Annotated in this window: 24 protein-coding genes and 1 riboswitch; of the genes, 12 read left to right on the forward strand and 12 right to left on the reverse strand. The window is 49.2% G+C overall.

The features are described from left to right. Positions 1–44 precede the first annotated feature (44 nt). On the forward strand, positions 45–1,553 hold the full coding sequence (locus K6T23_RS07030) for a flotillin family protein (RefSeq protein ID WP_238284042.1): 1,509 nt from the start codon (positions 45–47) through the stop codon (positions 1,551–1,553). A 316-nt stretch (positions 1,554–1,869) separates the two neighbouring features. Here K6T23_RS07030 and ade read toward each other — a convergent pair whose 3' ends face one another. Continuing rightward, on the reverse strand, positions 1,870–3,609 hold the full coding sequence (gene ade, locus K6T23_RS07035) for an adenine deaminase (RefSeq protein WP_238284043.1): 1,740 nt from the start codon (positions 3,607–3,609) through the stop codon (positions 1,870–1,872). A gap of 74 nt (positions 3,610–3,683) precedes the next feature. Next, a riboswitch (purine riboswitch) is annotated at positions 3,684–3,785 on the reverse strand. A 219-nt stretch (positions 3,786–4,004) separates the two neighbouring features. Between ade and K6T23_RS07040 the strand changes: the two genes are divergently transcribed. The 5 genes from K6T23_RS07040 (at position 4,005) to K6T23_RS07060 (ending at position 9,141) form a co-directional block, all read left to right on the forward strand. After that, positions 4,005–4,790: a DUF4397 domain-containing protein gene (locus K6T23_RS07040; protein ID WP_238284044.1), complete on the forward strand. Its 786-nt coding sequence runs from the start codon at positions 4,005–4,007 to the stop codon at positions 4,788–4,790. Continuing rightward, positions 4,790–5,404 carry a class F sortase gene (locus K6T23_RS07045; protein WP_048005012.1) on the forward strand — a complete coding sequence of 205 codons (615 nt, stop codon included), beginning with the start codon at positions 4,790–4,792 and terminating at the stop codon, positions 5,402–5,404. The genes K6T23_RS07040 and K6T23_RS07045 overlap by 1 nt, the downstream gene beginning before the upstream one ends. Before the next feature lie 253 nt (positions 5,405–5,657). After that, positions 5,658–6,635: an alpha/beta hydrolase gene (locus K6T23_RS07050; protein ID WP_238284045.1), complete on the forward strand. Its 978-nt coding sequence runs from the start codon at positions 5,658–5,660 to the stop codon at positions 6,633–6,635. Positions 6,636–6,787: 152 nt separating this feature from the next. Beyond that, a complete protein-coding gene (locus tag K6T23_RS07055; protein ID WP_238284046.1) occupies positions 6,788–8,182 on the forward strand; it encodes an FAD-binding oxidoreductase in 1,395 nt (464 codons plus the stop codon). Beyond that, positions 8,179–9,141, forward strand: a complete 963-nt coding sequence (locus tag K6T23_RS07060; protein ID WP_056534549.1) for a bile acid:sodium symporter family protein — start codon at positions 8,179–8,181, stop codon at positions 9,139–9,141. Before K6T23_RS07055 ends, K6T23_RS07060 begins: the two co-directional genes overlap by 4 nt. 48 nt (positions 9,142–9,189) lie before the next feature. On the opposite strand, the gene K6T23_RS07065 is transcribed toward K6T23_RS07060, so the two are convergent. From K6T23_RS07065 to K6T23_RS07085, 5 genes are all read right to left on the reverse strand, one after another. Further along, positions 9,190–10,500, reverse strand: a complete 1,311-nt coding sequence (locus K6T23_RS07065; RefSeq protein WP_238284047.1) for a short-chain fatty acid transporter — start codon at positions 10,498–10,500, stop codon at positions 9,190–9,192. Between the two features lie 102 nt (positions 10,501–10,602). Next, on the reverse strand, positions 10,603–11,610 hold the full coding sequence (locus K6T23_RS07070; protein WP_238284048.1) for a FecCD family ABC transporter permease: 1,008 nt from the start codon (positions 11,608–11,610) through the stop codon (positions 10,603–10,605). Next, positions 11,607–12,608 carry a FecCD family ABC transporter permease gene (locus K6T23_RS07075; RefSeq protein ID WP_420493495.1) on the reverse strand — a complete coding sequence of 334 codons (1,002 nt, stop codon included), beginning with the start codon at positions 12,606–12,608 and terminating at the stop codon, positions 11,607–11,609. The genes K6T23_RS07070 and K6T23_RS07075 overlap by 4 nt, the downstream gene beginning before the upstream one ends. 58 nt (positions 12,609–12,666) lie before the next feature. Continuing rightward, positions 12,667–13,590, reverse strand: coding sequence for an iron-hydroxamate ABC transporter substrate-binding protein (locus K6T23_RS07080; RefSeq protein ID WP_238284050.1), 924 nt, complete (start codon positions 13,588–13,590; stop codon positions 12,667–12,669). After that, positions 13,541–14,386, reverse strand: coding sequence for an ABC transporter ATP-binding protein (locus K6T23_RS07085; protein WP_238284051.1), 846 nt, complete (start codon positions 14,384–14,386; stop codon positions 13,541–13,543). Before K6T23_RS07085 ends, K6T23_RS07080 begins: the two co-directional genes overlap by 50 nt. A 159-nt stretch (positions 14,387–14,545) precedes the next feature. Between K6T23_RS07085 and K6T23_RS07090 the strand changes: the two genes are divergently transcribed. Together K6T23_RS07090 and K6T23_RS07095 are read left to right on the forward strand one after the other, a co-directional pair. Beyond that, positions 14,546–15,598 (forward strand): NAD(P)/FAD-dependent oxidoreductase, encoded by a 1,053-nt coding sequence (locus tag K6T23_RS07090; protein ID WP_159642916.1) that lies wholly within the window; start codon positions 14,546–14,548, stop codon positions 15,596–15,598. Between the two features lie 99 nt (positions 15,599–15,697). Further along, a complete protein-coding gene (locus K6T23_RS07095; RefSeq protein ID WP_238284052.1) occupies positions 15,698–16,864 on the forward strand; it encodes an IS256 family transposase in 1,167 nt (388 codons plus the stop codon). Positions 16,865–17,092: 228 nt separating this feature from the next. On the opposite strand, the gene K6T23_RS07100 is transcribed toward K6T23_RS07095, so the two are convergent. Continuing rightward, positions 17,093–17,788 carry a TerC family protein gene (locus K6T23_RS07100; RefSeq protein WP_053428026.1) on the reverse strand — a complete coding sequence of 232 codons (696 nt, stop codon included), beginning with the start codon at positions 17,786–17,788 and terminating at the stop codon, positions 17,093–17,095. A 119-nt stretch (positions 17,789–17,907) separates the two neighbouring features. Further along, the gene (locus K6T23_RS07105) at positions 17,908–18,222 is read right to left on the reverse strand and encodes a hypothetical protein (RefSeq protein WP_238284053.1); all 315 of its coding nucleotides are present in this window, start codon (positions 18,220–18,222) and stop codon (positions 17,908–17,910) included. A gap of 94 nt (positions 18,223–18,316) precedes the next feature. Here K6T23_RS07105 and K6T23_RS07110 point away from each other — a divergent pair, with 94 nt between their 5' ends. The 4 genes from K6T23_RS07110 (at position 18,317) to K6T23_RS07120 (ending at position 20,390) form a co-directional block, all read left to right on the forward strand. Further along, the gene (locus K6T23_RS07110) at positions 18,317–18,847 is read left to right on the forward strand and encodes a ferritin (protein ID WP_238284394.1); all 531 of its coding nucleotides are present in this window, start codon (positions 18,317–18,319) and stop codon (positions 18,845–18,847) included. 52 nt (positions 18,848–18,899) lie between these two features. Continuing rightward, positions 18,900–19,427 carry a DUF3189 family protein gene (locus K6T23_RS07115; protein ID WP_238284054.1) on the forward strand — a complete coding sequence of 176 codons (528 nt, stop codon included), beginning with the start codon at positions 18,900–18,902 and terminating at the stop codon, positions 19,425–19,427. A 68-nt stretch (positions 19,428–19,495) separates the two neighbouring features. Then, the gene (locus K6T23_RS22180; RefSeq protein WP_273546613.1) at positions 19,496–19,630 is read left to right on the forward strand and encodes a hypothetical protein; all 135 of its coding nucleotides are present in this window, start codon (positions 19,496–19,498) and stop codon (positions 19,628–19,630) included. Positions 19,631–19,763: 133 nt separating this feature from the next. Then, positions 19,764–20,390, forward strand: a complete 627-nt coding sequence (locus K6T23_RS07120; RefSeq protein WP_238284055.1) for an FMN-dependent NADH-azoreductase — start codon at positions 19,764–19,766, stop codon at positions 20,388–20,390. Between the two features lie 42 nt (positions 20,391–20,432). Here K6T23_RS07120 and K6T23_RS07125 read toward each other — a convergent pair whose 3' ends face one another. From K6T23_RS07125 to K6T23_RS07140, 4 genes are all read right to left on the reverse strand, one after another. After that, positions 20,433–21,707 carry an MFS transporter gene (locus K6T23_RS07125; RefSeq protein ID WP_159642908.1) on the reverse strand — a complete coding sequence of 425 codons (1,275 nt, stop codon included), beginning with the start codon at positions 21,705–21,707 and terminating at the stop codon, positions 20,433–20,435. Next, entirely contained in the window at positions 21,704–23,017 is a 1,314-nt protein-coding gene (locus K6T23_RS07130) for an alkaline phosphatase family protein (RefSeq protein WP_238284056.1), read from the reverse strand. Before K6T23_RS07130 ends, K6T23_RS07125 begins: the two co-directional genes overlap by 4 nt. 313 nt (positions 23,018–23,330) lie before the next feature. Continuing rightward, complete coding sequence (locus tag K6T23_RS07135; RefSeq protein WP_238284057.1) at positions 23,331–24,122, reverse strand: polymer-forming cytoskeletal protein; 792 nt, start codon at positions 24,120–24,122, stop codon at positions 23,331–23,333. A 19-nt stretch (positions 24,123–24,141) separates the two neighbouring features. Further along, positions 24,142–24,744 (reverse strand): DUF4004 family protein, encoded by a 603-nt coding sequence (locus tag K6T23_RS07140; protein ID WP_238284058.1) that lies wholly within the window; start codon positions 24,742–24,744, stop codon positions 24,142–24,144. Positions 24,745–24,857: the final 113 nt, after the last annotated feature.

A 24,857-nucleotide genomic window follows, 5' to 3' on the forward strand; every position in this document is an offset into this window, starting at 1 on the left:
TATTCCAATCTATTTAGCAACCAACAACAGAAAGGGGTTTTATCATGGCAGGATTAACATTGGCAGGGGTGTTCGTCATTCTCATCCCTCTATTGGTCATCGCCGCAATCGCAGGGGTCGGTTATTATTTCTGGATCCGGTTCCGCTACCGCACGGCGAAGTCGAATCAGGCTCTTATCATCACGGGACCAAGATTGGGTGATCCGGAAAAAGAAACGAATATATTCACCGATAGTGAAGGACGTTCGATGAAAATCATCAGGGGTGGAGGGTACAGGCTGCGCCGGTTCCAGACGTCCACTCCGGTAAACCTCACGTCATTCCAGCTCAAACTTTCAACGCCACGTGTGTATACGAACGGAGGCGTCCCGATCGTGGCAGATGCCGTGGCCATGGTAAAGGTAGCCGATTCATTGAACGGGATCGCCAACTACGCCGAGCAATTCCTCGGGAAAGATCAAAAGGAAATCGAAGATGAAATCATTGAAGTACTCGGAAGTAATCTCCGCGCCATTTTGTCAAAAATGACGGTTGAGGATATCAATAGCAACCGTGAGAAATTCAATGCCGATGTGCAGGAAATCGCCCAGCAACAGCTTGATCTCATGGGCTTCAAAATCACATCTCTCGGGCTGACAGACATCCGCGATGCGGACGAACAAAATGGATACTTAGAAAATCTTGGGCGTCCAAGGATTGCCGAAGTACGCAAGCTGGCAGAAATCGCCGAGGCCAACACAGAACGTGAAACGCGGATTCACCGTGCCCAGACCGATCAAGAGGCAAAAGAAGAAGAATACAAACGCCAAATCACGATTGCTGAATCCAAGAAGGAAAAGGACATCAAGGATGCTTCCTTCAAGGAAGAAACAGAGCGTGCACGGGCGAAATCAGAGCAGTCCTATGAACTGGAAAGAGCAAAGCTTGCCAAGGAAGTAAAAGAAGAAGAATTGACCCTTCAATTCCTTGAAAGGGAACGTGCCGTAAAACTCGAGGCTGAAGAAACCAAAGTGAGAAAAACCAAGGCCGATGCCGATTACTATGAAACGACCCGTAAAGCGGAAGCCGAAGCGCGCAAAGCTGAAATCGACGGGGAAGCAAAAGCGAAGATCCGCAGGGAAGAAGGATCCGCGGAGGCAGACGTCATCAGGGAGCGCGGTAAGGCCGAAGCAGAATCACGGAAGCTATTGGCAGAAGCGATGGAGAAACACGGCGATGTCATCATCACCGAGAAACTCATCGAGATGCTACCGGTCTTCGCCGAGAAGATTGCACAGCCGCTTAATAATATCGACTCTGTGAAAATCATTGACTCAGGCAACGGCCAGGGTGTCCCGTCCTTCGGGAAAAGCATCACCCGCACCATGCTCGATATGCAGGAACCCTTGAAGGAAATGACAGGGATCGACGTGGGTGACCTTTTGAAATCCTACGCCAACCGGACACAGAAAATCGAAGTCAACCAGCCTGTCGCATCCCAGCCGAATCACGCGGAAGCAGCGGCTACCAAAGAAAGCGACGAAACGGAAGAGAGTCAAGAACCGAAAGAATAATAATGTCATACAATGAACAATAAAAAATCCGAACGATCATTCGATAGTCTCCAAGATATCGAATGCGTTCGGATTTTTTGCGTTTGAGAGATGGATTGAACTCATTTTCAAGTTGGTGGTCGAGGTGCCTGAAGGATCGTGCAGACCTTTTGTCCTCACTGAGTGGATTGGAGCGGAAGGCGCTTGACTCCTGCGGAAACGGAGGGATGATCGAGACCCCGGAGGCGCTCTTCAGCCGAGGAGGCTCGACTTCCTCCCCGCGGAAAGCAAGCGCCTGCAGCGGAAAGGAACGGACGACTTCAGAACATCCTCACGTTCAACCTTCTGCACGAACCGGGATATGCTTCATCTCATCGACATCGAACAGGCCGAGGTCGGTGAGCTTGATGCTCGGGATGACGGGCAATGTTAGGAAGGAAAGGGTGAGGAAAGGGTTGAAATCTCCAGTGAACCCGATATCCTTCAAGGACGTATTAAGCTCCTCCAGCCCCTTGAGTACTTCTACATGACCGGCACTGGACATCAATCCCCCGATTTCAAGGGAAAGGGATGCAATCACCGATCCGTCTTTCACCATTACCAGTCCGCCCTTCATGTCGCGAAGGGCCCTGATGGCGGCAAGCAGGTCGGAATCATTGGTCCCGACAGCTACAAGATTATGTGAATCATGTGCGACCGTCGTGGCAATGGCACCTGCCTTCAGTCCGAAGCCCTTGACTATGCCGAGCCCGATATTGCCGGTGGAGTGATGCCTCTCTACCACGGCCATCTTCAATTGGTCATCTTCAATCGAAACAGAGAAGGTCCCCCTGGACGTATCGACCACTTCAACTCGTTTAATGGTTTGAAGCTGATTCGGAATGATCTGAATGACGTTTGCTGTGTTGGCGCCCTCCATTTGAATTGAAAGGCCTGCTGCCTCTACATCAGGAAAGTGGAGGGTATCGGTCAATGAAGTGGGTGCCGTCGTAGTCGGACCACTGAAGGAGAGTGCCGACCCGTTCCGGGCAACCAGGCGCCCTCCTTTATAGACAGAAGCGATGTGCAAGGCATCTAGATTGTCAAGAAGGAGGAAATCGGCATCGAATCCAGGTGCGATGGCCCCCTTGGTGTAGAGACCATAGCATTCCGCAGCATTCAGCGTGGCCATTTGAATGGCCATGAGAGGGTCCATTCCTTCCCCGATGGCCAGCCGGATATTGTGATCGATGCTTCCTTCCTCAACTAGATCATCGAGATGCTTGTCGTCTGTGCAGAATAGGCAGCGGCGTACATTGCGTTCATTCACGACGGGTAGCAATTTCTTCAAGTCTTTAGCTACAGACCCTTCACGTATAAGAAGGTACATCCCCCGTTGAAGTCTGGCCTTTGCGTCTTCCACTGTATTGCACTCATGGTCGGTTGATACGCCTGCTGCACGGTACACATTGATGGCTTCCTCGGGAAGACCGGCCAAATGGCCATCGACAAGACGGCTATACTCAGAGGTCAAGGCAATCTTGTCTATAAGGCCGGGGGATGCTGATCGCAAGGAAGGATAATCCATCACTTCGGCAAGCCCGATGACGCGATCATGCTCGAAGAGAGGGGCAAGGTCATCAGCGCCAAGTTCCGCTCCCGAATTCTCAAATGGCGTTGCAGGTACACAGGATGGCAGCATGGTCAACGCATCAAGGGGAAGGTTTTCTGAATCATCGAGCATGAACTGTATGCCTTCGACCCCTGAGACATTCCCGATCTCATGCGGGTCGGTGATGACCGTTGTCACACCATGGGGGAGGACCACTTTTGCAAATTCCGATGGCGGTACCATGGACGATTCGATATGCACGTGACCATCGATGAACGAAGGGCATAGCCACTTCCCTTCTGCATCAATCGTTTCCTTTCCTTCGTAGTTTCCGATTCCCACGATGGTGCCATCTGTGATCGCGACATCACCTTCTGCGATCTCGCTGTTGAATACATCTATGATTCGGGCATTCTTTATCACGATATCAGCCGTGGCAGTACCGGCGGCTGCTTGTATCCGTCTTGTCAAATCAGTCTTTTTCATCAACGTTTTCTCTCCTTTATAAACAAAAAGCCCCGGGGGTTCACCCAGGGTTCGACGTTGGAGAAGGACAGGGCATACGTCCCCTGTCTCCTCGTAGTCAAACCATTTACGGTAGTTTGGTAGAAACTTTTGGACCATATTTCCAATATTATACGAGAACACTCATGCTGCTATTAAAATGTTTAAGGAACATTGTATATCCTGCTCTTTAGAAATGTCAATGCAAAATGGAAAGAACGGACCGGAAAAGGGGGGATTCAGGGTTCCGGATGGATCAGCACATTCAATGTGCTGAATCGGCAGGTTGAGAGTTGCGGGAAAAATGTAACCGTTATACATTAGATGTACAAGGTTTGAACAAACCTTGCATAAAACATATACAAGGAGTGGAGTGAATGAAAAAGCTTTTTGCAATGTTGGTCGCAGTGTTGATGATGTTTGGTGTATCGGGAGCTGCTTTTGCAGCTGATGGAGATGCCATGGTACGTATCGTGCACGCATCCCCTGACGCACCGGCCGTCGATGTTTATGTAGATGGAAATGCAGTGGTTGAAGGAGCAGAATTCAAGGCCGCCACTGACTATATGGAACTTCCTGCAGGTGACCACAAAGTGGAAATCTTTGCAGCTGGTACAAAGGAAGATCCGGTGATTTCACAAGATCTTACCGTTGAAGCAGGTATGGCTTACACGGTCGCAGCCGCCAATACCCTTGAGAATCTTGAGCTTGTTGTTGCCAATGATTCAATGGATGTAACGGAAGGCAAGTCAAAAGTAAGGGTCGGCCATTTATCCCCTGATGCACCAACAGTCGATGTTGGACTGAAGGATGGAGATGCGTTGTTCGAAGGAGCAGAATTCAAAGCCATCACGGATTATCAGGAATTGGATCCTGGAACGTATGATCTTGAAATCCGCACACCTGAAGGAGAGCAAGTATTGGATCTTTCCGGAACGGAACTAGCTGAAAATACCGTATACAGTGTGTTTGCCATCAATACAGCAGACAAACTTGAAGTACTTGTATTGAAAGATTACACGCTTATGCCTGGTGGAATGCCTGAAACCGGTATGGGAGGAGCAGCTGATCAAAATACGATGCTTCCGATCGTAGCAGCCGCAGCAGTGCTTGGTGGAGGAGCACTACTATTTATCAACCGTAAAAAATTATTCTCTTCTTAATGAAGCGGATTGCGGTTGTCTTGTTCATCCCATTGCTTCTGGCCGCATGCTCCAATGACCCTTCCACTGCACCGGAAGCGGATGAACCCGTCCAAAAGGTACAAGCGGTGAAGCCTGCTGTTCAAACAGCCAACGTGCAGGATGATGAACAATCGATCACTCCTGAATCGATTACGATCCCTTCACTTGATATTGATGCCCCTGTGAAAGCATTCGGTCTGGATAAGGAAGGGAATATGGAGCTTCCCAAAAACGGGAAGGATGTCGCCTGGTTCTCACCGGGGATTCGCCCGGGGGAACGAGGAAATGCCGTCCTGGCAGGTCATGTCGATGACGAAAAGCAACCTGCGGTCTTTTTCGACCTGAAAAATATCAAGAAGGGGGACAGGATCATCCTGAAGGGAAAGGATGATGAAGAACTTGTCTTTGAGGTGAAGGATAAACAAGCCTATCTGAAAGATGATGCCCCCCTTCGGAAGATTTTCGGGCCGGGAGATCATATCGGTCTTAATATCATTACGTGCACAGGATATTTTGACCACGATATTCATAATTATGTCGAGCGACTGGTCGTGTATACAGAGCTCGTCACAGATGAAAAAGCATCCGGTTGAACCGGGTGCTTTTTTGCTATTGGTGGATACTTACAGGTTTGGGGGCGTGTTCCAATTAAGGGATGATCATCTCTCAGCTGTCTACATCTTCAACACATAATAGGGTTTAACCGTGTGGGGAATGAGGGAAAAAGGGGTAGAGACAATCTAGTTCAGAAATCTTCGGAAGATACCCTTACCATAACTGACGGGTGATCCTACCTACCATTGACAGGCTTCCATGAGATGACTGACGATCGAAGGAGAACGAGTGATGAAAAGACGAATCATTTGGTTGATCGGCTCATTGTTGGCCCTCGTTGTCATCGTCTTGGGGCTTGCAGGTAACTATATATATGATCTTGCCATCAGCCGCAACAGCGGTGTTGTTCAGCTATATGGAGGAACGGATAAGGCGGTTGAAGCGGTGAGCGCATTGGAAGAAGAACAAAAAAGGCTGGAAGAACTGCGCAGTTGGACGAGCAGGCAAAAATTCGAACAGGTATCCATCCAATCTGAAGACGGTCTAACCTTGAAGGGCCTGTACCTCAAGAATAAGTACCCGAACGGGAAGACGGTCGTCCTTGCACACGGATACAAAGGGAACAGCGACCAACTTCCGGAGGTGACACGGTTCTATTATCGCCAAGGCTATAATATCCTTAAGCCCGATGCAAGGGGGCACGGGGACAGTGAAGGTGACTATATCGGGTACGGCTGGCCGGACCGTCTCGATTATGTGAAATGGATCGATTTCCTCGTCAAGGAGAAAGGGGAGGAAGCGATCTTCCTTCATGGGTTCTCCATGGGGGCTTCGACCGTCCTGATGACGAGCGGAGAAGATCTGCCTTCCGAAGTGAAGGGGATCATCTCCGACAGTGCGTATACCAATCTCGAGGACGAGCTTGCCCATCAGTTGAAATATCTCTATGACCTTCCCGCATTCCCCCTTGTTGACGCCACATCCATCGTCACCAAGATCCGGGCGGGGTATTCATTCAAAGAGGCATCTGCTGTGAAGCAGGTAAAGAAGAATGATCTTCCCCTCCTGATCATTCATGGAGCAGAAGATGAACTGGTCCCAACGGAAATGGCGACGGAGATTTATAAAGCAGCCGGGGGGGGAAAAGACATGTGGATCGTCCCGGGAGCAGGTCATACGGAAGGATTTCTCGTGAATGAAACAGAATATAGCACGAAAGTCATCGACTTTGTCAATGAAGCGATGATGGAACAGGAAGAAAAGAATTGAGAAAAATCCGTCCCTTACTGTAATCAGGGGACGGATTTTTCATGTGATTAAAGGGAAATAAGAAGTTTTTGAAAAAAGTTCCTCTCATATCATTGTAAAATTCTGATTATTAGGTATAATTCGACAATACCCATCATCAGGAGGAGAAGCATATGAACACAAACACAGGAACTTTATATGAAGAACTTCAGAACGTACTGGGGAAAGACCAGTTATCAACCAATATAACAGTAAGGGAGCAACATGGGAGGGATGAGTCCTATCACGAACCGAGTAATCCCGATTTTGTGGTCTTCCCTTCTTGTGCAGAAGACGTAAGGGCCGTCGTGAAGACAGCGGCTGCTCATGAAGTACCGGTAATCCCATTTGGCCTGGGAACAAGTCTGGAAGGTCATGTCATTCCATATGACCGGGGGATCACCATCGATTTCTCCAAAATGAATCGAATAGTGGAAGTGAGGGAAAAGGACTTTTTGGTTACCGTGCAGCCGGGTGTGACTCGCTCCCAGCTCAATAAGGAACTCAAGAAACACGGTTTGTTCTTTTCCGTCGATCCCGGAGCCGATGCCACACTTGGGGGAATGGCGGCTACCAATGCGAGCGGGACGACTTCAGTGAAATATGGGGTCATGCGGGACCAGGTCCGCGATCTGGAGGTGGTGACTCCCGACGGAAGTATCATACATACCGGGAACCTTGCACAAAAATCATCCTCAGGTTACCATCTCAACAGTCTGTTCGTAGGATCAGAAGGAACGCTCGGATGCATAACGGAACTGACCTTGAGAGTATATGGGATACCAGAGCATATCGTGGCGGCTAGAGCCTCATTCCAAGAGCTGGATGATGCCGTTGAAGCCGTTGTATCAATCTTGCAGGCGGGCGTTCCGATTGCCAGGGTCGAGCTTTTGGATGAAATGTCCATGGTGCAGGCCAATCGATTCAGTGAAACGGATTATCATGAAAAGCCTACGCTCTTCCTTGAGTTTCACGGGAACGAAGCGGGTCTTGCCCAAGATGTGGAATTCACAAAGGAAATCGTCGCTGATCATGGGTGCGAGTCTGTTGCCTTTGAAACCGATCAAGGGGCAAGGAATCGGTTATGGGATGCCCGTCATAATCTTGCCTATGCCTACATTCATGGAAACAAAGGCAAGAAGATGATGGTGACCGATGTTTGTGTTCCCATTTCCGAGCTTTCAGGCGCCATCAGGGACGCCAGGAGGAGGCTGGATACCTTCGGACTCACTGGAGGCATACTCGGTCACGTAGGCGATGGAAACTACCATGTGCTCCTCATGATCGATATGGAAGATCCCAGGGAAGTGGAGAAAGCTGCACAGTTCAACGAACAGATCGTTGAATACGCACTTGAACGCAGGGGGACCTGTACGGGTGAGCATGGGGTCGGGGTAGGGAAGCAAAAGTATCAGGAATTGGAGCACGGTGATTCACTGCGGGTGATGGAACGGATCAAAGAGGCCCTCGATCCCAAGGGAATCTTCAACCCCAACAAACTGATCAAACAAAAGGAGGCGGGACAATGAAATTCCTTGAGACCATCAGCAAAACTGCAGGAAAGTACTTTGCTCTTTGGGTCATCCTTGTAGCGGTCGTGGCCTATTTCATCCCGGCACCTTTCCTTCCCCTTGGAGGATACATCACCATCCTCCTCGGTGTGGTCATGTTCGGGATGGGATTGACGCTAAAACCTGTGGATTTTCAGCTGGTCGTGAAGAAGCCGCTTCCGGTCATCGTCGGGATCCTGGCACAGTTTTTGATCATGCCCCTCGGTGCGCTTCTCATCGCCTATCTTCTCGGCCTCCCGGATCAACTGGCTGCGGGGTTAGTCCTTCTTGGCTCGGTACCGGGCGGAACAGCGTCGAACGTGATGGTCTATCTTGCCCGCGGGAATCTTGCCCTGTCGGTTGCCATGACGTCGTTGTCAACGCTCCTTGCCCCCCTTGCCACTCCGTTGATTCTGCTTGGACTGGCAGGGCAGTGGATGCCGGTTGATCCCCTGGCCATGTTCCTGTCGATCTTCCAGGTGATCATCGTCCCGATCACACTTGGTATCATCGTCCAGAAACTTCTTCCTACTGTCGTTGAGAAGAGTCTGGAGATCATCCCGTTGATCTCGGTACTCGCCATCATGACAATCGTGACGGCTGTCGTTTCCGCCAATGCCCCGAGCATCCGTACGTCCGGAGCGATTATCTTTGTAGCCGTGATGCTTCACAATCTGCTCGGTTTGACCCTGGGGTATGTGGCTGCCATCATCATGAAACTGAAGGAAGGGGACAGAAGGGCGATTTCCATCGAGGTGGGCATGCAGAACTCCGGACTCGGTGTGGCACTCGCCACCGCCCATTTTGGTCCACTTGCCGCACTTCCAAGCGTGATTGGCGCAGTCTGGCACAATATATCAGGTCCGATTCTCGCAACCTATTGGAGTAAGAAACCTGCTAAAGTCGACGAAACGGAAGAGAAGGTGAAAGCTGGATAATCTTAAAAGGCTGAAGGGAGGATGAATCCCCTTCAGCCTTTTCTCTGTCTAATACAGGAATACCATGAGGACGGTGGTTACAATCCCAACCCATACGGCAAGGATAAAACAGTAGCCCATGATGTGGCGGATATGCAGTCCGACGATGCTGAGGATCGGCAGGGCCCAGAAAGGCTGGATGAGATTGGTCCAAGCATCGCCCCATCCAACGGCCATGGCGATGGTGGAAGGATCCACTCCAAGATTCATCCCCGCCGGTACTTGGAGGGGCCCCTGCAAAGCCCATTGACCGCCACCGGACGGCGCCAGGAGATTGACGATTCCTGCCGTCCAGTAGGTGAAGATATCGAAGGTTTCTTTATTGGCAATCGAGGTCATCCCCTGGATGATGCTTTCCCCCAACCCCGAACTGGTCAGAACAGCGATAATCCCTGCGTAAAATGGGAACTGCAGGATGATGGGGGAGGTAGACCCCGCCGCCTCCTTGAACGCTTCGCCAAATGAACGCAGGGATCCATGGAAGATCAAGCCGAGAGAAAGAAATAAAAGATTGATGATGTTCAGGTCAAGATCCCGGCCCAAAATGAATTCATGAGTCACATAGACCATACCGATTAATCCGGTCACAACCCCTAGTATAGGAGTCGTCTCAAGCCTTGATGCAGGAGTGGCTTCCACGCCGGTCTGGAGATTGATCTTTTGGATGATTTTTTCTTCATAAGGGGTGACCTGCCCCTTTGGTGCCATCAGGCAGATGATGACGGGCATTGTTACGAAGAGAACTAGAAATATGATGATGGTGGAAGGGCTGAAAATCGTCTCGGAAGTAGGGATGACACCCATGAGATCGGCAAGGAAATGATCCTTGGTTGCGACGGTCAGTCCGATAGAGCTTGATAATCCTGCTGTGTAAAGTGCAGTGGGGGAATATGCAGCTGCAACGAGCAGAGGGAAGTGAACGTTTTGATTGCGCCTACCGATCTCTCTGACCAGGATGGCCCCGACCACGACAGCCAGCCCCCAGTTGATGTAATAAGCGGCACCTGATAGGCAAAAGGTGTACACATAGGCCTTTGTTGGGGTGTCTGCCCATTTGGCGAGTTGTTGCAACGCTTTTTTGACAAAAGGCACGGATGCAAGGACCATGCCGGTTAAAAGCAAAAGGACTATTTGCATGGTAAACGTCAAATACACCCAAAAACCGTCCCCAAATGACTTAACAAGGCTCAGTGGCTCTGCCGGCTTAAGGAAAATCCCTATACCGAATACGAGGAGCGTAAGCAGGACAGCAATGACGAAAGCATCAGGCAAGTACCGCTGGACAAGTCTTGATAACCTGTCGGCAATGGAAGCTAACATGGTGAACAACTCCTTTCGATGATTGACTACAGTATATTGGGATTTGTCCATGTTCATGAGCACAAAAAAGCCGGATCTCGGAAGATCCGGCTTTTTACCTTGCTATTTATTCAGAAGCAAATAAACGAAATAAGGAGCCCCGATCAAAGCGGCCATGATCCCGGCGGGAAGACCATCGGGCTCGAGGACATTTCTGCCGACCGTATCGGCTGCAAGGAGCAGCCATCCACCGAGGAGCAAGGCTACAGGAAGATACAGCTGATGGCGAGGCCCGACAAGGGATTTGGCGAGATGGGGGGCCATCAGGCCTATGAAGGCAATCCCACCCGTCACGGAGACGGCCGAGGCGGCCAGGGCGACGGCTGTGAACAGAAGGACGATCCTCTCTCGCTTCAGTGCGACCCCGACGCCGATGGAAGCGGGGTCGCTCAGGGCGAGGAGATTCAATGTACGGGCTTTATACAGAGTGAACGGGATCAGTATCACCAGCCAAGGAAGGACCGCCCATACGAATGGCCAATCAGCTCCCCATATGTTACCGGCAAGCCAGTTGGCGATGAAGTCTACTTTTGCCCGTTCCGCGCTTGAGATCATGATGATCATCAATCCCGAAAATGCCGTGGAGAATCCGACTCCCACAAGGATCATCTTGACGGGTTGAAGTCCGCCTCCCCTTGTGGACGAGAAGAAGTAGATGAGACCCGCAGTCAGAATCGCACCGGCAAAGGCAACCAAGGGAAGCATAAAGGCGAATGATCCTGCATCGATGGGGAAGAACAGGAAAAAGACCGTAATGGCGACACCGGCACCGGAGTTGATCCCGATGATACCCGGATCTGCAAGGTCATTTTTTGTCATCGTCTGCAGGATAGAGCCTGAAAGGGCAAGGGCCATGCCGGCGAGGACGGTGATCACGATCCTCGGAAGCCTGATGGAGAAGAGGATGAATTCATCCTTAAAGGAACCATTCCCCATGATGGTGGGGATCAGCCGGTCTATGGAGACGGAAGAATACCCCAGGCTGATTCCAATCAAAACGGTAGACACAATGAAAAGCAGAAGGGCGATCAAGATCCCCCGTTGTTTTTTAAGTAGCTTGGGATGGATCATAGTTTACCGCCTTTCCGAACAATGAATAAGAAGAAGGGAAGGCCCATCATGGACACAATGGCTGCAACAGGTGTCTCATAAGGCGCATTTACCGTCCGCCCTATGGTATCGGCGAGAAGCATGAATGTGCTGCCCAGTACGACCGAGACAGGGATGATGGTGCGGTAATCGGTCCCTGTCAGTGCCCGGGCGATGTGAGGAACCATCAGTCCGAGAAAGGCCATATTCCCAACGAGAGCGACAGCAGACCCTGCCAGGATGACCGTCAATATGAAAAGGGCCGACTTGACGAGGACCGTCCGCTGACCCAGTCCGACTGCGACTTCCTCATTCAGGCTCAGGATGGTCAATTGCCTTGAAAACCCCAAGGAAATGATCACGCATAAAAGGATGCTTGGACCGATGATATAGATCTGATTCCACGTCGTGCCGATCAGTCCACCTGCAGTCCACATGGAGATGTCTTTTGAAAGTTTGAAATAAAGACCGATTCCTTCAGAAACAGCAAATAAAAAAGCCGATACAGCCGCTCCTGCAAGGACGATGCGGAACGGGGAAAACCCACCCCTTTTCGCAGCTCCGATTCCAAAGACGAGCCCTGCCCCGACGGCCGCTCCTATGAAACACGCAAGCATGATGCCGAAGGGACCGATGGAAGGGAAGAAAGCAAGGGCTGCAGCAAGGGCGGCATTGGCTCCTGCTGTCAGACCGAGAAGCCCCGGATCAGCCAGGGGATTACGGGTCATCCCCTGCATGATGGCACCGGAAACGCTGAGGGCTGCGCCAACTAGGATGGCAGCCACTTCACGGGGAAAACGGAGTTCTTGGAGGATCGAGATCTTGTCTCCGCTCCCGGTATTGGTCAGCGCCCCCCAGACGTCGGAAAGGGTCGTGTCAGCCGCACCAAAGGTGACCGATACAAGGAATGTTGCGCATAATACGATTATCAGTATGGATAGTGCAGGTATGTATGGTAGTTTTCGACTCATAGCCATCATCTTTTCTGTCGTAGTATAAGAGAAAGGAATTCTTATAGTAAGAATTCCTTTCGGGAGATTACTGGTTTCCTAGGAATTTCTCTTTGAAGAACTCGAGCTGGTAATCCAGCGTCAGAGGATCATTGAAGTAGAATTCCATCATGTTTACTTCATATACGCGGTTATTCTTCACTGCAGGAATCGAACGATACGTATCCGTCTTGGTGAAAGAATTCTCTGCATTCGGATCCCTGCTGACGATCAGATAGTCACCGGCGAAGTCAGGGAGAACTTCCGTGGAGAGGGCGAAGTAGCCTGGCTCAAGCGCTTCTTCTTTTACTTTATCAGGCATGTTCAGTCCCATTTCCTGATAGAGGATCTCGGTTCCGCGCCCCCAGTTATCTCCGTATACATAGAGTTGTTTATTGAAGCTTTCGATGACGGAAACAGTGGCATCATCACCGATTTTCGCTTTGATATCGTCACCAGTAGCAGCTGCACGTTTTTTGAAATCATCGACCCATGCTTTTGCTTCATCTTCTTTGTTCAGGAGTTTTCCGATCTCAAGATGCTGTGTGAGGTAATCGACTTTTCCATACGTATATGTAACGGTAGGGGCGATTTTTTTGAGTTTATCGACGTTCTTGATATTGGATAGTCCGATGATGAGATCCGGGTCCAACTCGATGATCTTCTCCAGGTCTTCATCGCTCACTTCTTTCACATCTTTAAGGGAGTCATCCCAGCGGGGGTTCATCTTGGACCATGAATCCACTCCGACAAGAGGGACATCTAGGGCCATGACATTACCTGCGAAAGAGGACAGGACAACGACGCGTTTAGGGTCGGCCGGAACTTCTACGGGCCCGTTTTCAGATTGATAGGTAATGGTTCCTTTGTCTTCTTTCTTTTTCTCTTCCTTTTGATCCGTTGATGTTTGGTTGCCGCATGCACTAACTAGTAGCACGAATAGCAGAATGATAGGTGCCAGCCATTTCTTCATGTTGTTCTTCTCCTTTGATTAAGTTGTAGGTGATGCACATCGGTTTGAGGGTGCGGGGATCGCGGCCGATTTCGGCGTCGATGTTGAATACCTTCCTCAAGGTCTCGCGGGTGATGACCTGCTCCCCTGTGCCGGAACTCACCAAGTCGCCGTCTTTCAGGGCGATGATATGATCGGCAAACCGTGCTGCCTGATTCAGATCATGGAGGACCATGACGATCGTGCGTCCTTGTTCCCGGTTAAGCCTCTCCAAGAGCTCGAGGACCTCAAGTTGGTGGGCCATATCGAGATACGTTGTCGGTTCGTCCAGGAAGATGATGTCTGTTTCCTGGGCGAGGGCCATGGCGATCCACACGCGCTGCCGTTGTCCCCCGGATAAGGCATCTACCTCCCTGTGTTTGAAAGGCAGCGTGCCAGTCTCTTCCATGGCCCAGTGGATCATATCCTGATCTTTCTTCGTTAAACGGCCCAAGCCTTTCTGATGGGGGAATCGTCCGTACGATACCAGTTCACCGACGGTCAATCCGCTTGCGCTTTCAGGGGTCTGGGGAAGTATGGCCATTTTTTTGGCCAATTCCTTCGTACTCTGTTTATGGATGTTTTGTCCATCCAGAAGGATATTCCCCGTCTGATGGGGAATGATCCGGGTAATCGCTTTCAACAAGGTCGACTTTCCGCAGCCGTTCGGTCCGATAATCGTGGTGATCTGTTTGTCCGGTATGCTTACGCTCAGATTTTTCACAATGAGCCGATCGTCATACCCTACGGAAAGGTCGGTGGAAAAGAGACGATTCATCCTATCCCTCCTAATCAATGATAATGATTCTCAGTTTCAACTAATACTCATGTTATATTCCTTTTTGCCCATTGTCAATAGAAAATTGGTTGTCAAAGCAGATGAAAAGAGGTAGGATGTAATTGAGAATGATAATCATTTAGATAGCGGGGGATTAGGATGAGAGAGAAGGAGATCTATGATGTCACGATAATCGGCGGAGGGCCAGCTGGTCTATATTCTGCTTTCTATAGTGGATTACGGGAAATGAAAACGAAGTTGATTGAGTCCCAGCCGCGATTGGGCGGTAAGATCCATGTTTATCCAGAGAAAATGATATGGGATGTCGGGGGCCTTACACCTTTGTCGGGGGCCGATCTGATCAAGCAGCTCGTGAAGCAGGGTCTCACATTCGATCCGACCGTAGTACTCAATGAAAAGGTTTCTTCCATCAGGAAGGATCCGGAGGGGATCTTTATACTCGAAGGAGATTCAGGTAATGTCCATTTGTCCAGGACTGTGATCGTAGCGGTGGGGAGCGGTATCATCAATCCTCAGAAACTCAAGATCGAAGGCGCCGAGCGGTTCGAGGTGTCCAATCTTCATTACACAGTGAAATCCCTCAAACAATTCAAGGGCAGGACTGTCTTGATCTCTGGAGGAGGAAATTCAGCTGTTGATTGGGCGAATGAGTTGGAGCCTGTGGCAGGGAAGGTCATGGTCACATACAGGAAGGCTTCCTTCACCGGGCATGAAGCCCAATGCTCCCAGCTCATGAACAGCTCGGCCGATTGCCTATTCAACACAACCATCACGCGCTTGATCGGTTCTGAGGATGGGGAGAGGATCGAGAAGGTAGAGCTGATGAATGTGGAGACAAAGAATACAACGGTCGTGACGGTCGACGACGTCATCGTCAATCATGGTTTCGAAATCGATTCTTCTCTCTTGAAAGACAGCTCCCTCGGCATAGAAATGCTGGATGATTTTTATATGAAAGGGAATGCCGTGAGCGAAACATCCGTGGAAGGATTGTACGCAGCAGGCGATATCTTGAAGCACGAAGGAAAGGTCCATTTGATCGCAGGAGCGTTTCAAGACGCGGCGAATGCCGTAAACCGTGCAAAGAACTTCATTTCACCAGATGCCGACCGGTCAGGAATGGTGTCTTCCCATAACGAAGTATTCAAAAAGCGTAACCGTGAATTGATCAAAAAGATGGTAGGTAAATAAAAGATTAAGTCCATATAATTGTGTAAAAAGAAAGAGTCATTTCATTCGCTCTTGTCAACACTGTTTGTACCCCTACAAAAAGTGAAAAGAGGAATGAATATGACTCCCCTTCAGTTTAACCTTAATTTGGATGATTTAAAAGATTCCGTAATGGATTCTTCACTCGACCATGTGGTCAAATCGGCTATTGTTTTGATTTTGAACGAATACATGGAAAAGGAACGGGATGAGTATCTTCAAGCTGACCCCTATGAACGGTCGGACCAGCGACGTGATTATCGGAATGGCTATTACGAAAGGGAGTATACGCTCAGTCTTGGGAAAATCAAACTGAAGGTACCGCGTACCCGAAACGGAGAATTTACGACGGATGTGTTTGAACGGTACGCACGGTACGATCAGGTGCTTATTCTCTCCATGCTTGAAATGGTCATTAATGGCGTATCAACACGCAAAGTGACTCATATCATTGAACAGTTATGTGGAGAGAGTGTCTCGAAATCCTTTGTCTCCTCGTTGACTCAAAAGCTAGATCCGATTGTAAATGAGTGGTCAAAGCGACCGCTAAATACACAATACTATCCATATTTATTTGTCGATGCCATGTACATTAAAGTAAGGGAACACCATCGTGTTGTCTCAAAAGCCGTCTATATCGCTACCGCGATTTCCGATCAAAATAAGCGTGAGATCCTTGGTCTCATGGTTGATCACGTGGAAAGTTTTGATAGCTGGTCACGGTTCCTCCAACAGTTGAAGGAGCGAGGACTTCAGTCTCCCAAACTCATTACGTCCGATGCACATGCGGGTCTCCAAAAAGCCATTCAGCGGGAGTTTATTGGGACGACTTGGCAACGATGTTATGCCCATTTCAAGCGAAATATTATGGACAAGCTGCCGAAGAAGGGGAACGACGAGTTTAAATCCATGGCGAATCGAATTTTCAATGCCGTGAATGTGGAAGACATGAGGTCCTTTAAAGAAGAACTACTCCAACAGTTTGAGGCAGAGCCGAAATACAAAGCAGCGCTAGCCGTATTGGAAGATGGGTTCGAAGATACCATGCAATACATGAACGAGCCGGTGAGTATGCGCAGATATGTTCGAAGCACCAACTATTTGGAACGTCTAAATCAAGAAGTACGCAGACGCGAACGTGTCATACGGATATTCCCGAACACTCAATCGGCATTCCGGTTGATTGGAGGGATCTTGATGCATTTTCAAGATAAGGTACTAGCTCATAAAGAATCCCTGATCAAGTAATGTCTTTCGATGAACTTCCATTTTGAATGATGTCCTATAGTGGCGGGGCCCTCAAAGGATAGATCGCCTTTGACCGCCCCGCCACTATAGGAAGTGAAAAGGCATGGAAGCTTCGTCGAAAAAAACAAATGGGGTTGGAGTATCTCTATCTAATAGTGTTGAACTTTTACACAATATAATGGACTTGACTAAATAAAAAAATCCAGACAGCTGTCTGGATTTTTTTATTTACCCATATTGATTTTCGCGTTTAGAGGATCTGCGCTTATTCACCAGGAAGCCGATCAAAAGGATGGCGATGGTAAGGGCGATCGTGATTGTCATGGTGGCAGGACCTTCATGAAGGTTCAGGAACTTCATGAATTTTTCATCCCCGACGATCATTTCCCCTGCCGTATAGGCAAGGATCCCCGAGCCCAAGTAGGCGATCCAGCGATATTTCTCGAGAACCTTGACGATGAGTTTCGAACCGAAGATCATGATCGGGATACTGATGAATACCCCGAGTGCGATCATGCCGATATGACCGTGAGCGGCTCCTGCCACTGCCACGACATTATCAAGGCTCATGACTGCATCGGCAAGGATGATGGTCCCGATTGCTTGTCCCAGTTTGGAATGCGATTTGATATCGGCATCTCCTTCATCTTCGACGAGGACATTATAGGCGATCCATAGTAAAAGGATGCCTCCGAGCAGATGGACATAAGGGATCTTTAAAAGATAAACAATGATAGCTGCAAATAATATCCTTAGTATGACTGCGCCACCTGTTCCCCAGAAGATCGCTTTATTCTGCAGATCTTTAGGGAGTCTTCTCGTAGCCATGGCGATGACTACCGCATTATCGCCAGACAGGATGATGTCAATGGCGATGATCTTCAACAGCGCAATGATGGCTTCGGATGAAAAAGATAAATCCATAATGTTTCCTCCTGTTTCTTATCTCAAGCAGTATGTTGCCCACTTATTATAGCACTAAAACCATCGTCACCCCATATTCCCGAAATGAAAAAGAGGCCGGCAAATGACCGGCCGACAGCCTACTGTGCTGGATAGGGGTATGGATACGGGTAAGGATAGGGATATGGATATGCGGGCACGGGGACAGGGTAGGGTCCTGGTGAGGCAGCTGCCCCGACGGCAAGACCGGTGACCGTTCCTGCGGCGAAACCTGCACCAGGATACCCCCAGCCATGATTCCAACCCGGCCCCCAATTTCCACCGTGGTTCCAACTTCCTGCATCCCATCCACCGCCGTGATGCCAGCTGGCCGAGCCATTGCCCCAGTTGACGTGACCGCCGCCGCCGTGAACGGGTCTCTGATTCCTGATCGCATAGATGTTCATATCATCCATCCTTTCTCATTCTATATAGTATATGCCCAACGATTCATCAAGGTTATTTATTCATATCCTGCTTCCGTCCACTATATATATGAATGTATTGGGCATGAATGAACAGATGCAAAAACTCATCAATAATCTGATTCAAATTGAACATGTTTCTACCACCCTGTACCTTGCCATGTCTGCTATGTCTGCTTACCTTGCCAATCAAAACTACACAGGAATGGCCAATTGGCTTCGGGTCCAATCGGAAGAAGAGAGGACGCACCTATTGAAACTGATTGATTACCTGACGGATCGTGGGGGTGTAGTGGAGCTGTCAGCTCTTCCGGCACAGTCGACCACCTTCGGCACACCGCTTGAAACCTTCCAGAAGGTCTTGGAGCACGAGCGTTTCGTCACGGATGCATACCGGAAAGCCTATGAGTACGCTGCCCAGAATGATCAACAGTCTGCCATCATCATTCAGGAATTCCTCCGTGAGCAAGTGGATGAAGAAGCCCAGTCCAAAACGATTGTAGATCGACTGACGCTTGCCGGGAACAACTCTGCCGCCATCTTGGTCCTCGATCAGGAGCTCGGGCAAAGGACACCGGCAGGAGCTGCTGGAGGAGCAGGTGCAGCAGTGGGATAAAATATAGTAAAAGACCCATACTGATAAAAAGACGATCGGTAAGGGTGATGAGATGATTTTTATTTACCATGATTTTGGAGGGACCCACACGACCTCCATGGCGGCAGCGATCCACCTGAGATTGCTCCCGGATAGAGAGTGGACCGATGAGGAAATCCTAGAAATCCCGGACTTCAATCAGCTGAACAAAAAAGATGCCGGACATCTTTTTTTCAAAGGGACAGATCATGACGGTCATGATGTGTATACAATCGGGAAACGGTCTTCTAAGTATGTACTGCCCGCCATGAAAGATGTAAGTAAGATGCTTCTTTCCCGTTATGATCGTGACGGAAAGATCATCTTCTCGAACACATCCCCCGTTGTACCCCCAGTCATGACCGCAGGCGGTTTTTTAGCCCGGGGACTCGGGCTGGATGCCATCGGTGTCCCTCTGCTTTTGAGGGGGGCGAAACAGTGCAGGGTGTATCTTGAAAAGCTTGTGGAAGAAACAAAACGCAACGCTTATGAACCGCATGCGGGACAAATTATGGACCTTGAAAATAAATATTATCAGTATAAAAAAGGGAAAAAGTTGTAAGAGGAAGAAATAGGTACAAAGAATCAGTCATCAGGGGATGCGAGCGATTAAAACGGAGGTGTGATCAAATGGAAGGAAAACCATTGCATTATGATGGGAGTCACCCGGTAAGCAACGTAGGAGAAGGGGTACAGGAGCCCTTCGTTTTGACCGAAGAGATGCGGAAGAGCATCTCGGGGAATCCATACGGAACGGAAGAATGAATAGGAGCGACCCCGGGTTCATAAGCTCGGGGTCGCTCTTTTTTGAAAAACGGGATAATCATTTGCCCAAAGAGAAAACTATGGAGGTTCTTTCTCCAATAGAGAAGAGAGCATAAAAGGAGGAGTTTCCGACATGGCAAAGGTTCTTTATATTACCGCACACCCGCACGATGAAACCCAATCTTTCAGCATGGCGGTTGCATCCGCGTTCATTGCATCCTATCAGGAAAGCCACCAAGATGACCAGATCACCCATCTCGATCTCTATAAGGAACATATCCCGTCCATCGATGCAGATGTGTTCAGCGGATGGGGGAAACTTCAGTCAGGAGGAGATCTGTCCCCAGATGAGCAGGCAAAGGTAAGCCGCCTGAATGAGCTTTCGGAACAATTCGTCGCAGCCGATAAATACGTGTTCGTCACGCCGCTTTGGAACTTCTCATTTCCACCGGTCATGAAGGCGTACATCGATTCGGTCGCCGTAGCAGGGAAATCATTTAAGTATACTGAGAACGGTCCCGTCGGTCTTTTGACGAATAAGAAAGCGATCCACATCCAGGCAAGAGGGGGAGTCTATTCCCATGGTCCACAGGCTGAGCTTGAAATGGGTCACCGATATCTTGGAATCATCATGCAATTCTTCGGCGTGCCATCTTTCGAAGGGATCTTCGTCGAAGGACATGCGGCCATGCCGGATAAAGCCGAGGAAATCAAAGCGGAAGCCATTGAAAAAGCCAAAGCTGCTGCTCCAAATTTCTAATTAGAAAATCCGGCCGAAGTGATTTCGGCCGGATTTTTTCTATCAGATGATGGCGGAGCGATCGACGGATTCTTCCTTAGGTTCAGGTACGAAGGCGAGAATGATGATCCCGATCACAAAGAGGATCACAAGAGAGAACACCCCGCTGTTCGACTGCCCTGTCACCTGGGACGTCACAGCCACTAGCAGTGGTCCCATGATCGAAGCAAATTTCCCGAAGATATTATAGAAACCGAAGAACTCATTGGCGTTCTTTTTAGGTACCATCTTGGCAAAGTAGGATCTGCTCAGTGCCTGGATGCCACCTTGTGAAGAGGCAACAAGCATGGCAAGAATCCAAAAATCGAGGGTTGTTTCAAGGAAATAGGCGTAGATGCAGACGCCGATGTAGACGATGATTCCTGCGTACAACATCTTCTTCCCCGTGAACTTCTCAGAAAGCCTGCCGTATAGGATGGAAAATGGCCCTGCCACCACCTGGGTGACGAACAGGATGATCAACAGGTTGGTAGAAGTGATGCCAAGATCACTTCCATAGGCGGTGGACATGGTGATGATCGTACCGACTCCATCAATATAAAAGAAATAAGCCAATAGGAATAGAAAAAGGGCTCTATATTTCCGGATTTCTTTAAAGGTCTTGCCCAGGCGTTTAAAGCTCTTCGCTACGGGGTTTTTTTCGCGTTTGATGAAATAATGCTGTTTGACATGCTTGAGAAGAGGGATGGTGAAAATTCCCCACCATATGGCTGTTATGACAAAGGCGATGCCACTGGCCGTGTCGACGGCGATGGGGATGACCTGGCTCTGTGCGAGCACGATGATGGCGATGGCGATGATGAACGGGATCGTGCTGCCGATGTAACCGAGCCCATAACCCCTCGCAGAAACACGGTCCATCCGGTCTTCGGTTGTCACATCGGTGAGGAAGGCATCATAAAAGACGTTGGCTCCCGCAAATCCCACGGTGGATACCGTGTAAAAGATGAGGAGGAGGAGCCACTGCTCCCCTGGAATGAAGGCGAGGGAGGCTGTAAAGATGATACCCAGGGTGAAGAAGAAGGTGAAGAATTTTTTCTTGTAGCCTTCGTAATCAGCAATCGTGCCCAAAATCGGACCGAGCATGGCCAAAATGAACGTCGCGATGGCAATGGTGTAACCGAGATACGCCGTGGAGTCCACGGAGCTGACTCCTGCACTTGTAGCGGCTGCCTTGAAGAAAAGCGGGAAAACGGCCGTGGAGATGATGATGGAATAGGCTGAGTTCGCCCAATCATAGAGGATCCAACTATTCTCTTCTTTTGTGAATTTTTTCATCCTTTTCCGTCCTCCTGTTCAATGTTCGCTGTTTCCAGTAATTCATGTCGGCATACCCCATCTGTATCCCCGAGGTCAAGGCCTAGGAGGCGTGCCAGAGTAGGACCCTCATCCACAAGATTCATTGCAGGGATTTCCGTCTTTTTGATTCCTTTGCCCATGGCCATGAATATCGTCCCGTACTGGTCCTTGGAAGGGGAGTACCCGTGGGAGCCCCATGTATAGGTGCGATCCTGGACATCTTGAGAGGTGATGCGATGAAGGAAGTCGCCATCGGTGAAGTCCTTGAAGTAATACCCTCTCTCTGCCTCGAGCATGAATGCAGCACTTCCATCTGCACCCATGAGCCCTGCCTCGTATCCCGTGAAGATGTCTTCGATCCCTCCTTCTTTTTTAAGCGCTTTCAATAATTGGTGGACCCCATCCATAAGTCGTTCGTCCCTTACATAAACATAGGATGAGCCGTCGCACCCTTTGGCATAAACCTGCCAATCGATCACCTTTCCTTTCCCATCACATGTAATCCATCCTTTCTCTTTGAAGCAAACATTGAGTTGGATGGCTGTATCTTCGTTAAGTGCACTGTGATCTCCCAATGCAACCAAGGTATACTCACATCTGCTTTCATCCAATGCATCCATGATCCGTCCAAGACGATCATCATGACGGTGAATGGCATCGATGGCTTCCTTTGAAGAGAATCCGTGGTAGTGCCTCATTGTATCGAGGTCGGTGAAATGGATGAGCGTCAGGCCTGGCTTCTTCGTAAGGATCGTATGGACGGCGGATTCCAGTACAAAATCATCCAAAGCGGGTTGTTCAAGGCCGTTTCTTATTGAACCGAATCGCCGTTGAAGGTCGATTTGGTAGAGCGAGGTCCCATTCATGAGTGAAACCATGATCTGGTGGTGCCACGGACGGTTGGCGAATATCTCGGGAAGATTGTAATCGATGTTTGCTTTCGCCGTGACAGGCCATAGAAGGGCGGCCGTTGTAAGTTCCGATGACTTTGCTTCATCGTACAGGGTGGTTCCCCGGATGTGAGAGCGATGCCAGTACCAGTCGGGCGAAGGTCGCCCCGGCTGGATGAGCGTATTATTGATGATCCCATGACGCTTCGGATAGTTCCCCGTCACGATCGATGTATGACAGGGGTAGGTGACGGATGGATAAATGGTGCGCACATTCCGGCATAAGGCCCCTTCCTCGAGGAGGCGGCTGAAGTGTGGGAGCTCTTTCAAAAGTGGATAATCCAGTGAAGACAGGCAGTCGAATGATACGACGATAAGATGCTCAGTCAGACGGGTCATGTGTACCTCCAACAGGGAAATGTACTATATATCTATTAATATAGCAGAAGATTCAGAATGTACATACGCACTTTTGTTAATAACAGGTAAAGGGAATGAAAAAAGAGTCTGAGACAAACATGTTTTAGTCATAGTAAAACCCGAATCAGTTGCCTACGATAAAGCAAATGATTCGGGTTTTAAATTTTTTGATGAACATTCAAATTTCATCGTTTCCAGCGGTTGCACGGAGATCATGAGCGGTATTAAGATCCTATACTGATCGTGTTGGGCATTAAAGGGGCCTCTTTTAGTTTTGTCCCATCCTCTGTGATTAAATCTTGGTTGAACGCTCGACCTTTGCATTTTCTTTTGTATCGAGTTCATGGGAGTATTCCACATGATCGATTTCACAATTTTCACCGATGATGATGTGCTTCCCGCGAACGAGCTTTGCTTTAGTATTTTCCAGGGTGATGAGATCCCCCTCAATGAGGTCACAGTGGAGGAACTCATCTTTTTGTGTGAAGAAATTGACCACCTGCTTGAAGAATTTCCCCGTGCGGCTCTGTTTGACCACCACTGTTTCGCCGCCGATTTCCTTGATGGAGGAGTGATGATGCAGCTTGATTTCAATCTTATCTGCATTCAGCAATCCGTCAATATGGACAGAGCCTGAAGAAGTGAAGCTTTCCACTTCACAGTCTTTGCCGACCTTGAGAGAGCCGGTTGTCTCTATGGATTGCCCCTGGATCTTTCCTTCCACTTTACAGGCACCGCTGCTCTCAAGTGTCTGAGCGCATAAATTGCCTGCGATCTTCACCGATCCACTGATATCAACTTCTTGTGCGGTAAGGTTCCCGTTACATTTGGAAGAGCCGCTTACGGTGAAAGTCCCTGTGTCGATATCGCCTGAAAACACGGATGAACCGCTCGTTTTCATATTCTCCGCGTCCACTTTTCCATCCACCTTACCCGAACCCGACATATGGAATTCCTTGCAGGATAGATCGCCGTGGATTTTCCCACTCCCGCTAATTTTTACATCTTTGAATGTTCCGCCGCCCGATGTCCCGCTTCCACTGATCTTCAAGTCATGTAATTTCGTTTGAGCTGTACTCATCATGATCCTCCTCAAAATATCTTCACTTTGTTGCAATGCTGCCGTTCACTTGTTCCATCAACGAACCGATGTCCATCTCCACGGAGTTCGCGGATTCTTCCATGACCCATTTACTGTCACCGGGAAGCTGCATCCACATCCATTCCGATCCTTTACTCATGCCGATGAGCATGTAGTCGAGGGGAGGAGGGGATGATTCCAGAAAGGAAACCAGCTCCTTCAGTGCTTCTTCCTTGACGCCTTGTTCTTTGGCCTGGTACACGACCTTGCCATGCAGCAGATCCTGACCGGTAAAGCTTTCCCTTACTTGGAACAGGTCCCAGAGATCTTCCGGTATCAAGTTCAGTGCCCGTACCTGCTGTCCACTCAGTTGGATGGTGGACGAATCAGGAGAGAAGATCGCAGATAGCTCGTCGAGGGAGTGGTCATCCTTCAGCTCTTTGATTTTTTGTATGCGTTCGAGCACCTTCACTTTTGGAAAATAGGTTTCCTGTCCTGTGAAGCTGGACTTCTTGATAAACCAGCTTTCAGGGAGGATGTTCTTTCTTTTCCATCGGTAGAGCTGTCCATAGGAAATGCCGGTCATATCGAGGACTTCACGTTTTGAAATCAGTTCTTCACTCATACTCAACCTCCTTGTAACAAAACATTGTTACGTTGTATCTGTATTCACAATAACAGAACAATGTTACGTTGGCAAGTGAGTTTGAAAAAAATTCCTCCTTGCCTATTGCAAAA

The sequence above is a fragment of the Rossellomorea marisflavi genome (genome assembly GCF_022170785.1).
GTDB lineage: Bacteria > Bacillota > Bacilli > Bacillales > Bacillaceae_B > Rossellomorea > Rossellomorea marisflavi_B.

Excerpts from the sequence above, each read along its gene's own strand:
- K6T23_RS07030 (WP_238284042.1), top strand. The coding sequence starts at position 45 with ATGGCAGGATTAACATTGGCAGGGGTGTTCGTCATTCTCATCCCTCTA.
- ade (WP_238284043.1), bottom strand. The coding sequence starts at position 3,609 with ATGAAAAAGACTGATTTGACAAGACGGATACAAGCAGCCGCCGGTACT.
- K6T23_RS07040 (WP_238284044.1), top strand. The coding sequence starts at position 4,005 with ATGAAAAAGCTTTTTGCAATGTTGGTCGCAGTGTTGATGATGTTTGGT.
- K6T23_RS07045 (WP_048005012.1), top strand. The coding sequence starts at position 4,790 with ATGAAGCGGATTGCGGTTGTCTTGTTCATCCCATTGCTTCTGGCCGCA.
- K6T23_RS07050 (WP_238284045.1), top strand. The coding sequence starts at position 5,658 with ATGAAAAGACGAATCATTTGGTTGATCGGCTCATTGTTGGCCCTCGTT.
- K6T23_RS07055 (WP_238284046.1), top strand. The coding sequence starts at position 6,788 with ATGAACACAAACACAGGAACTTTATATGAAGAACTTCAGAACGTACTG.
- K6T23_RS07060 (WP_056534549.1), top strand. The coding sequence starts at position 8,179 with ATGAAATTCCTTGAGACCATCAGCAAAACTGCAGGAAAGTACTTTGCT.
- K6T23_RS07065 (WP_238284047.1), bottom strand. The coding sequence starts at position 10,500 with ATGTTAGCTTCCATTGCCGACAGGTTATCAAGACTTGTCCAGCGGTAC.
- K6T23_RS07070 (WP_238284048.1), bottom strand. The coding sequence starts at position 11,610 with ATGATCCATCCCAAGCTACTTAAAAAACAACGGGGGATCTTGATCGCC.
- K6T23_RS07075 (WP_420493495.1), bottom strand. The coding sequence starts at position 12,608 with ATGATGGCTATGAGTCGAAAACTACCATACATACCTGCACTATCCATA.
- K6T23_RS07080 (WP_238284050.1), bottom strand. The coding sequence starts at position 13,590 with ATGAAGAAATGGCTGGCACCTATCATTCTGCTATTCGTGCTACTAGTT.
- K6T23_RS07085 (WP_238284051.1), bottom strand. The coding sequence starts at position 14,386 with ATGAATCGTCTCTTTTCCACCGACCTTTCCGTAGGGTATGACGATCGG.
- K6T23_RS07090 (WP_159642916.1), top strand. The coding sequence starts at position 14,546 with ATGAGAGAGAAGGAGATCTATGATGTCACGATAATCGGCGGAGGGCCA.
- K6T23_RS07095 (WP_238284052.1), top strand. The coding sequence starts at position 15,698 with ATGACTCCCCTTCAGTTTAACCTTAATTTGGATGATTTAAAAGATTCC.
- K6T23_RS07100 (WP_053428026.1), bottom strand. The coding sequence starts at position 17,788 with ATGGATTTATCTTTTTCATCCGAAGCCATCATTGCGCTGTTGAAGATC.
- K6T23_RS07105 (WP_238284053.1), bottom strand. The coding sequence starts at position 18,222 with ATGGATGATATGAACATCTATGCGATCAGGAATCAGAGACCCGTTCAC.
- K6T23_RS07110 (WP_238284394.1), top strand. The coding sequence starts at position 18,317 with ATGAATGAACAGATGCAAAAACTCATCAATAATCTGATTCAAATTGAA.
- K6T23_RS07115 (WP_238284054.1), top strand. The coding sequence starts at position 18,900 with ATGATTTTTATTTACCATGATTTTGGAGGGACCCACACGACCTCCATG.
- K6T23_RS22180 (WP_273546613.1), top strand. The coding sequence starts at position 19,496 with ATGGAAGGAAAACCATTGCATTATGATGGGAGTCACCCGGTAAGCAAC.
- K6T23_RS07120 (WP_238284055.1), top strand. The coding sequence starts at position 19,764 with ATGGCAAAGGTTCTTTATATTACCGCACACCCGCACGATGAAACCCAA.
- K6T23_RS07125 (WP_159642908.1), bottom strand. The coding sequence starts at position 21,707 with ATGAAAAAATTCACAAAAGAAGAGAATAGTTGGATCCTCTATGATTGG.
- K6T23_RS07130 (WP_238284056.1), bottom strand. The coding sequence starts at position 23,017 with ATGACCCGTCTGACTGAGCATCTTATCGTCGTATCATTCGACTGCCTG.
- K6T23_RS07135 (WP_238284057.1), bottom strand. The coding sequence starts at position 24,122 with ATGATGAGTACAGCTCAAACGAAATTACATGACTTGAAGATCAGTGGA.
- K6T23_RS07140 (WP_238284058.1), bottom strand. The coding sequence starts at position 24,744 with ATGAGTGAAGAACTGATTTCAAAACGTGAAGTCCTCGATATGACCGGC.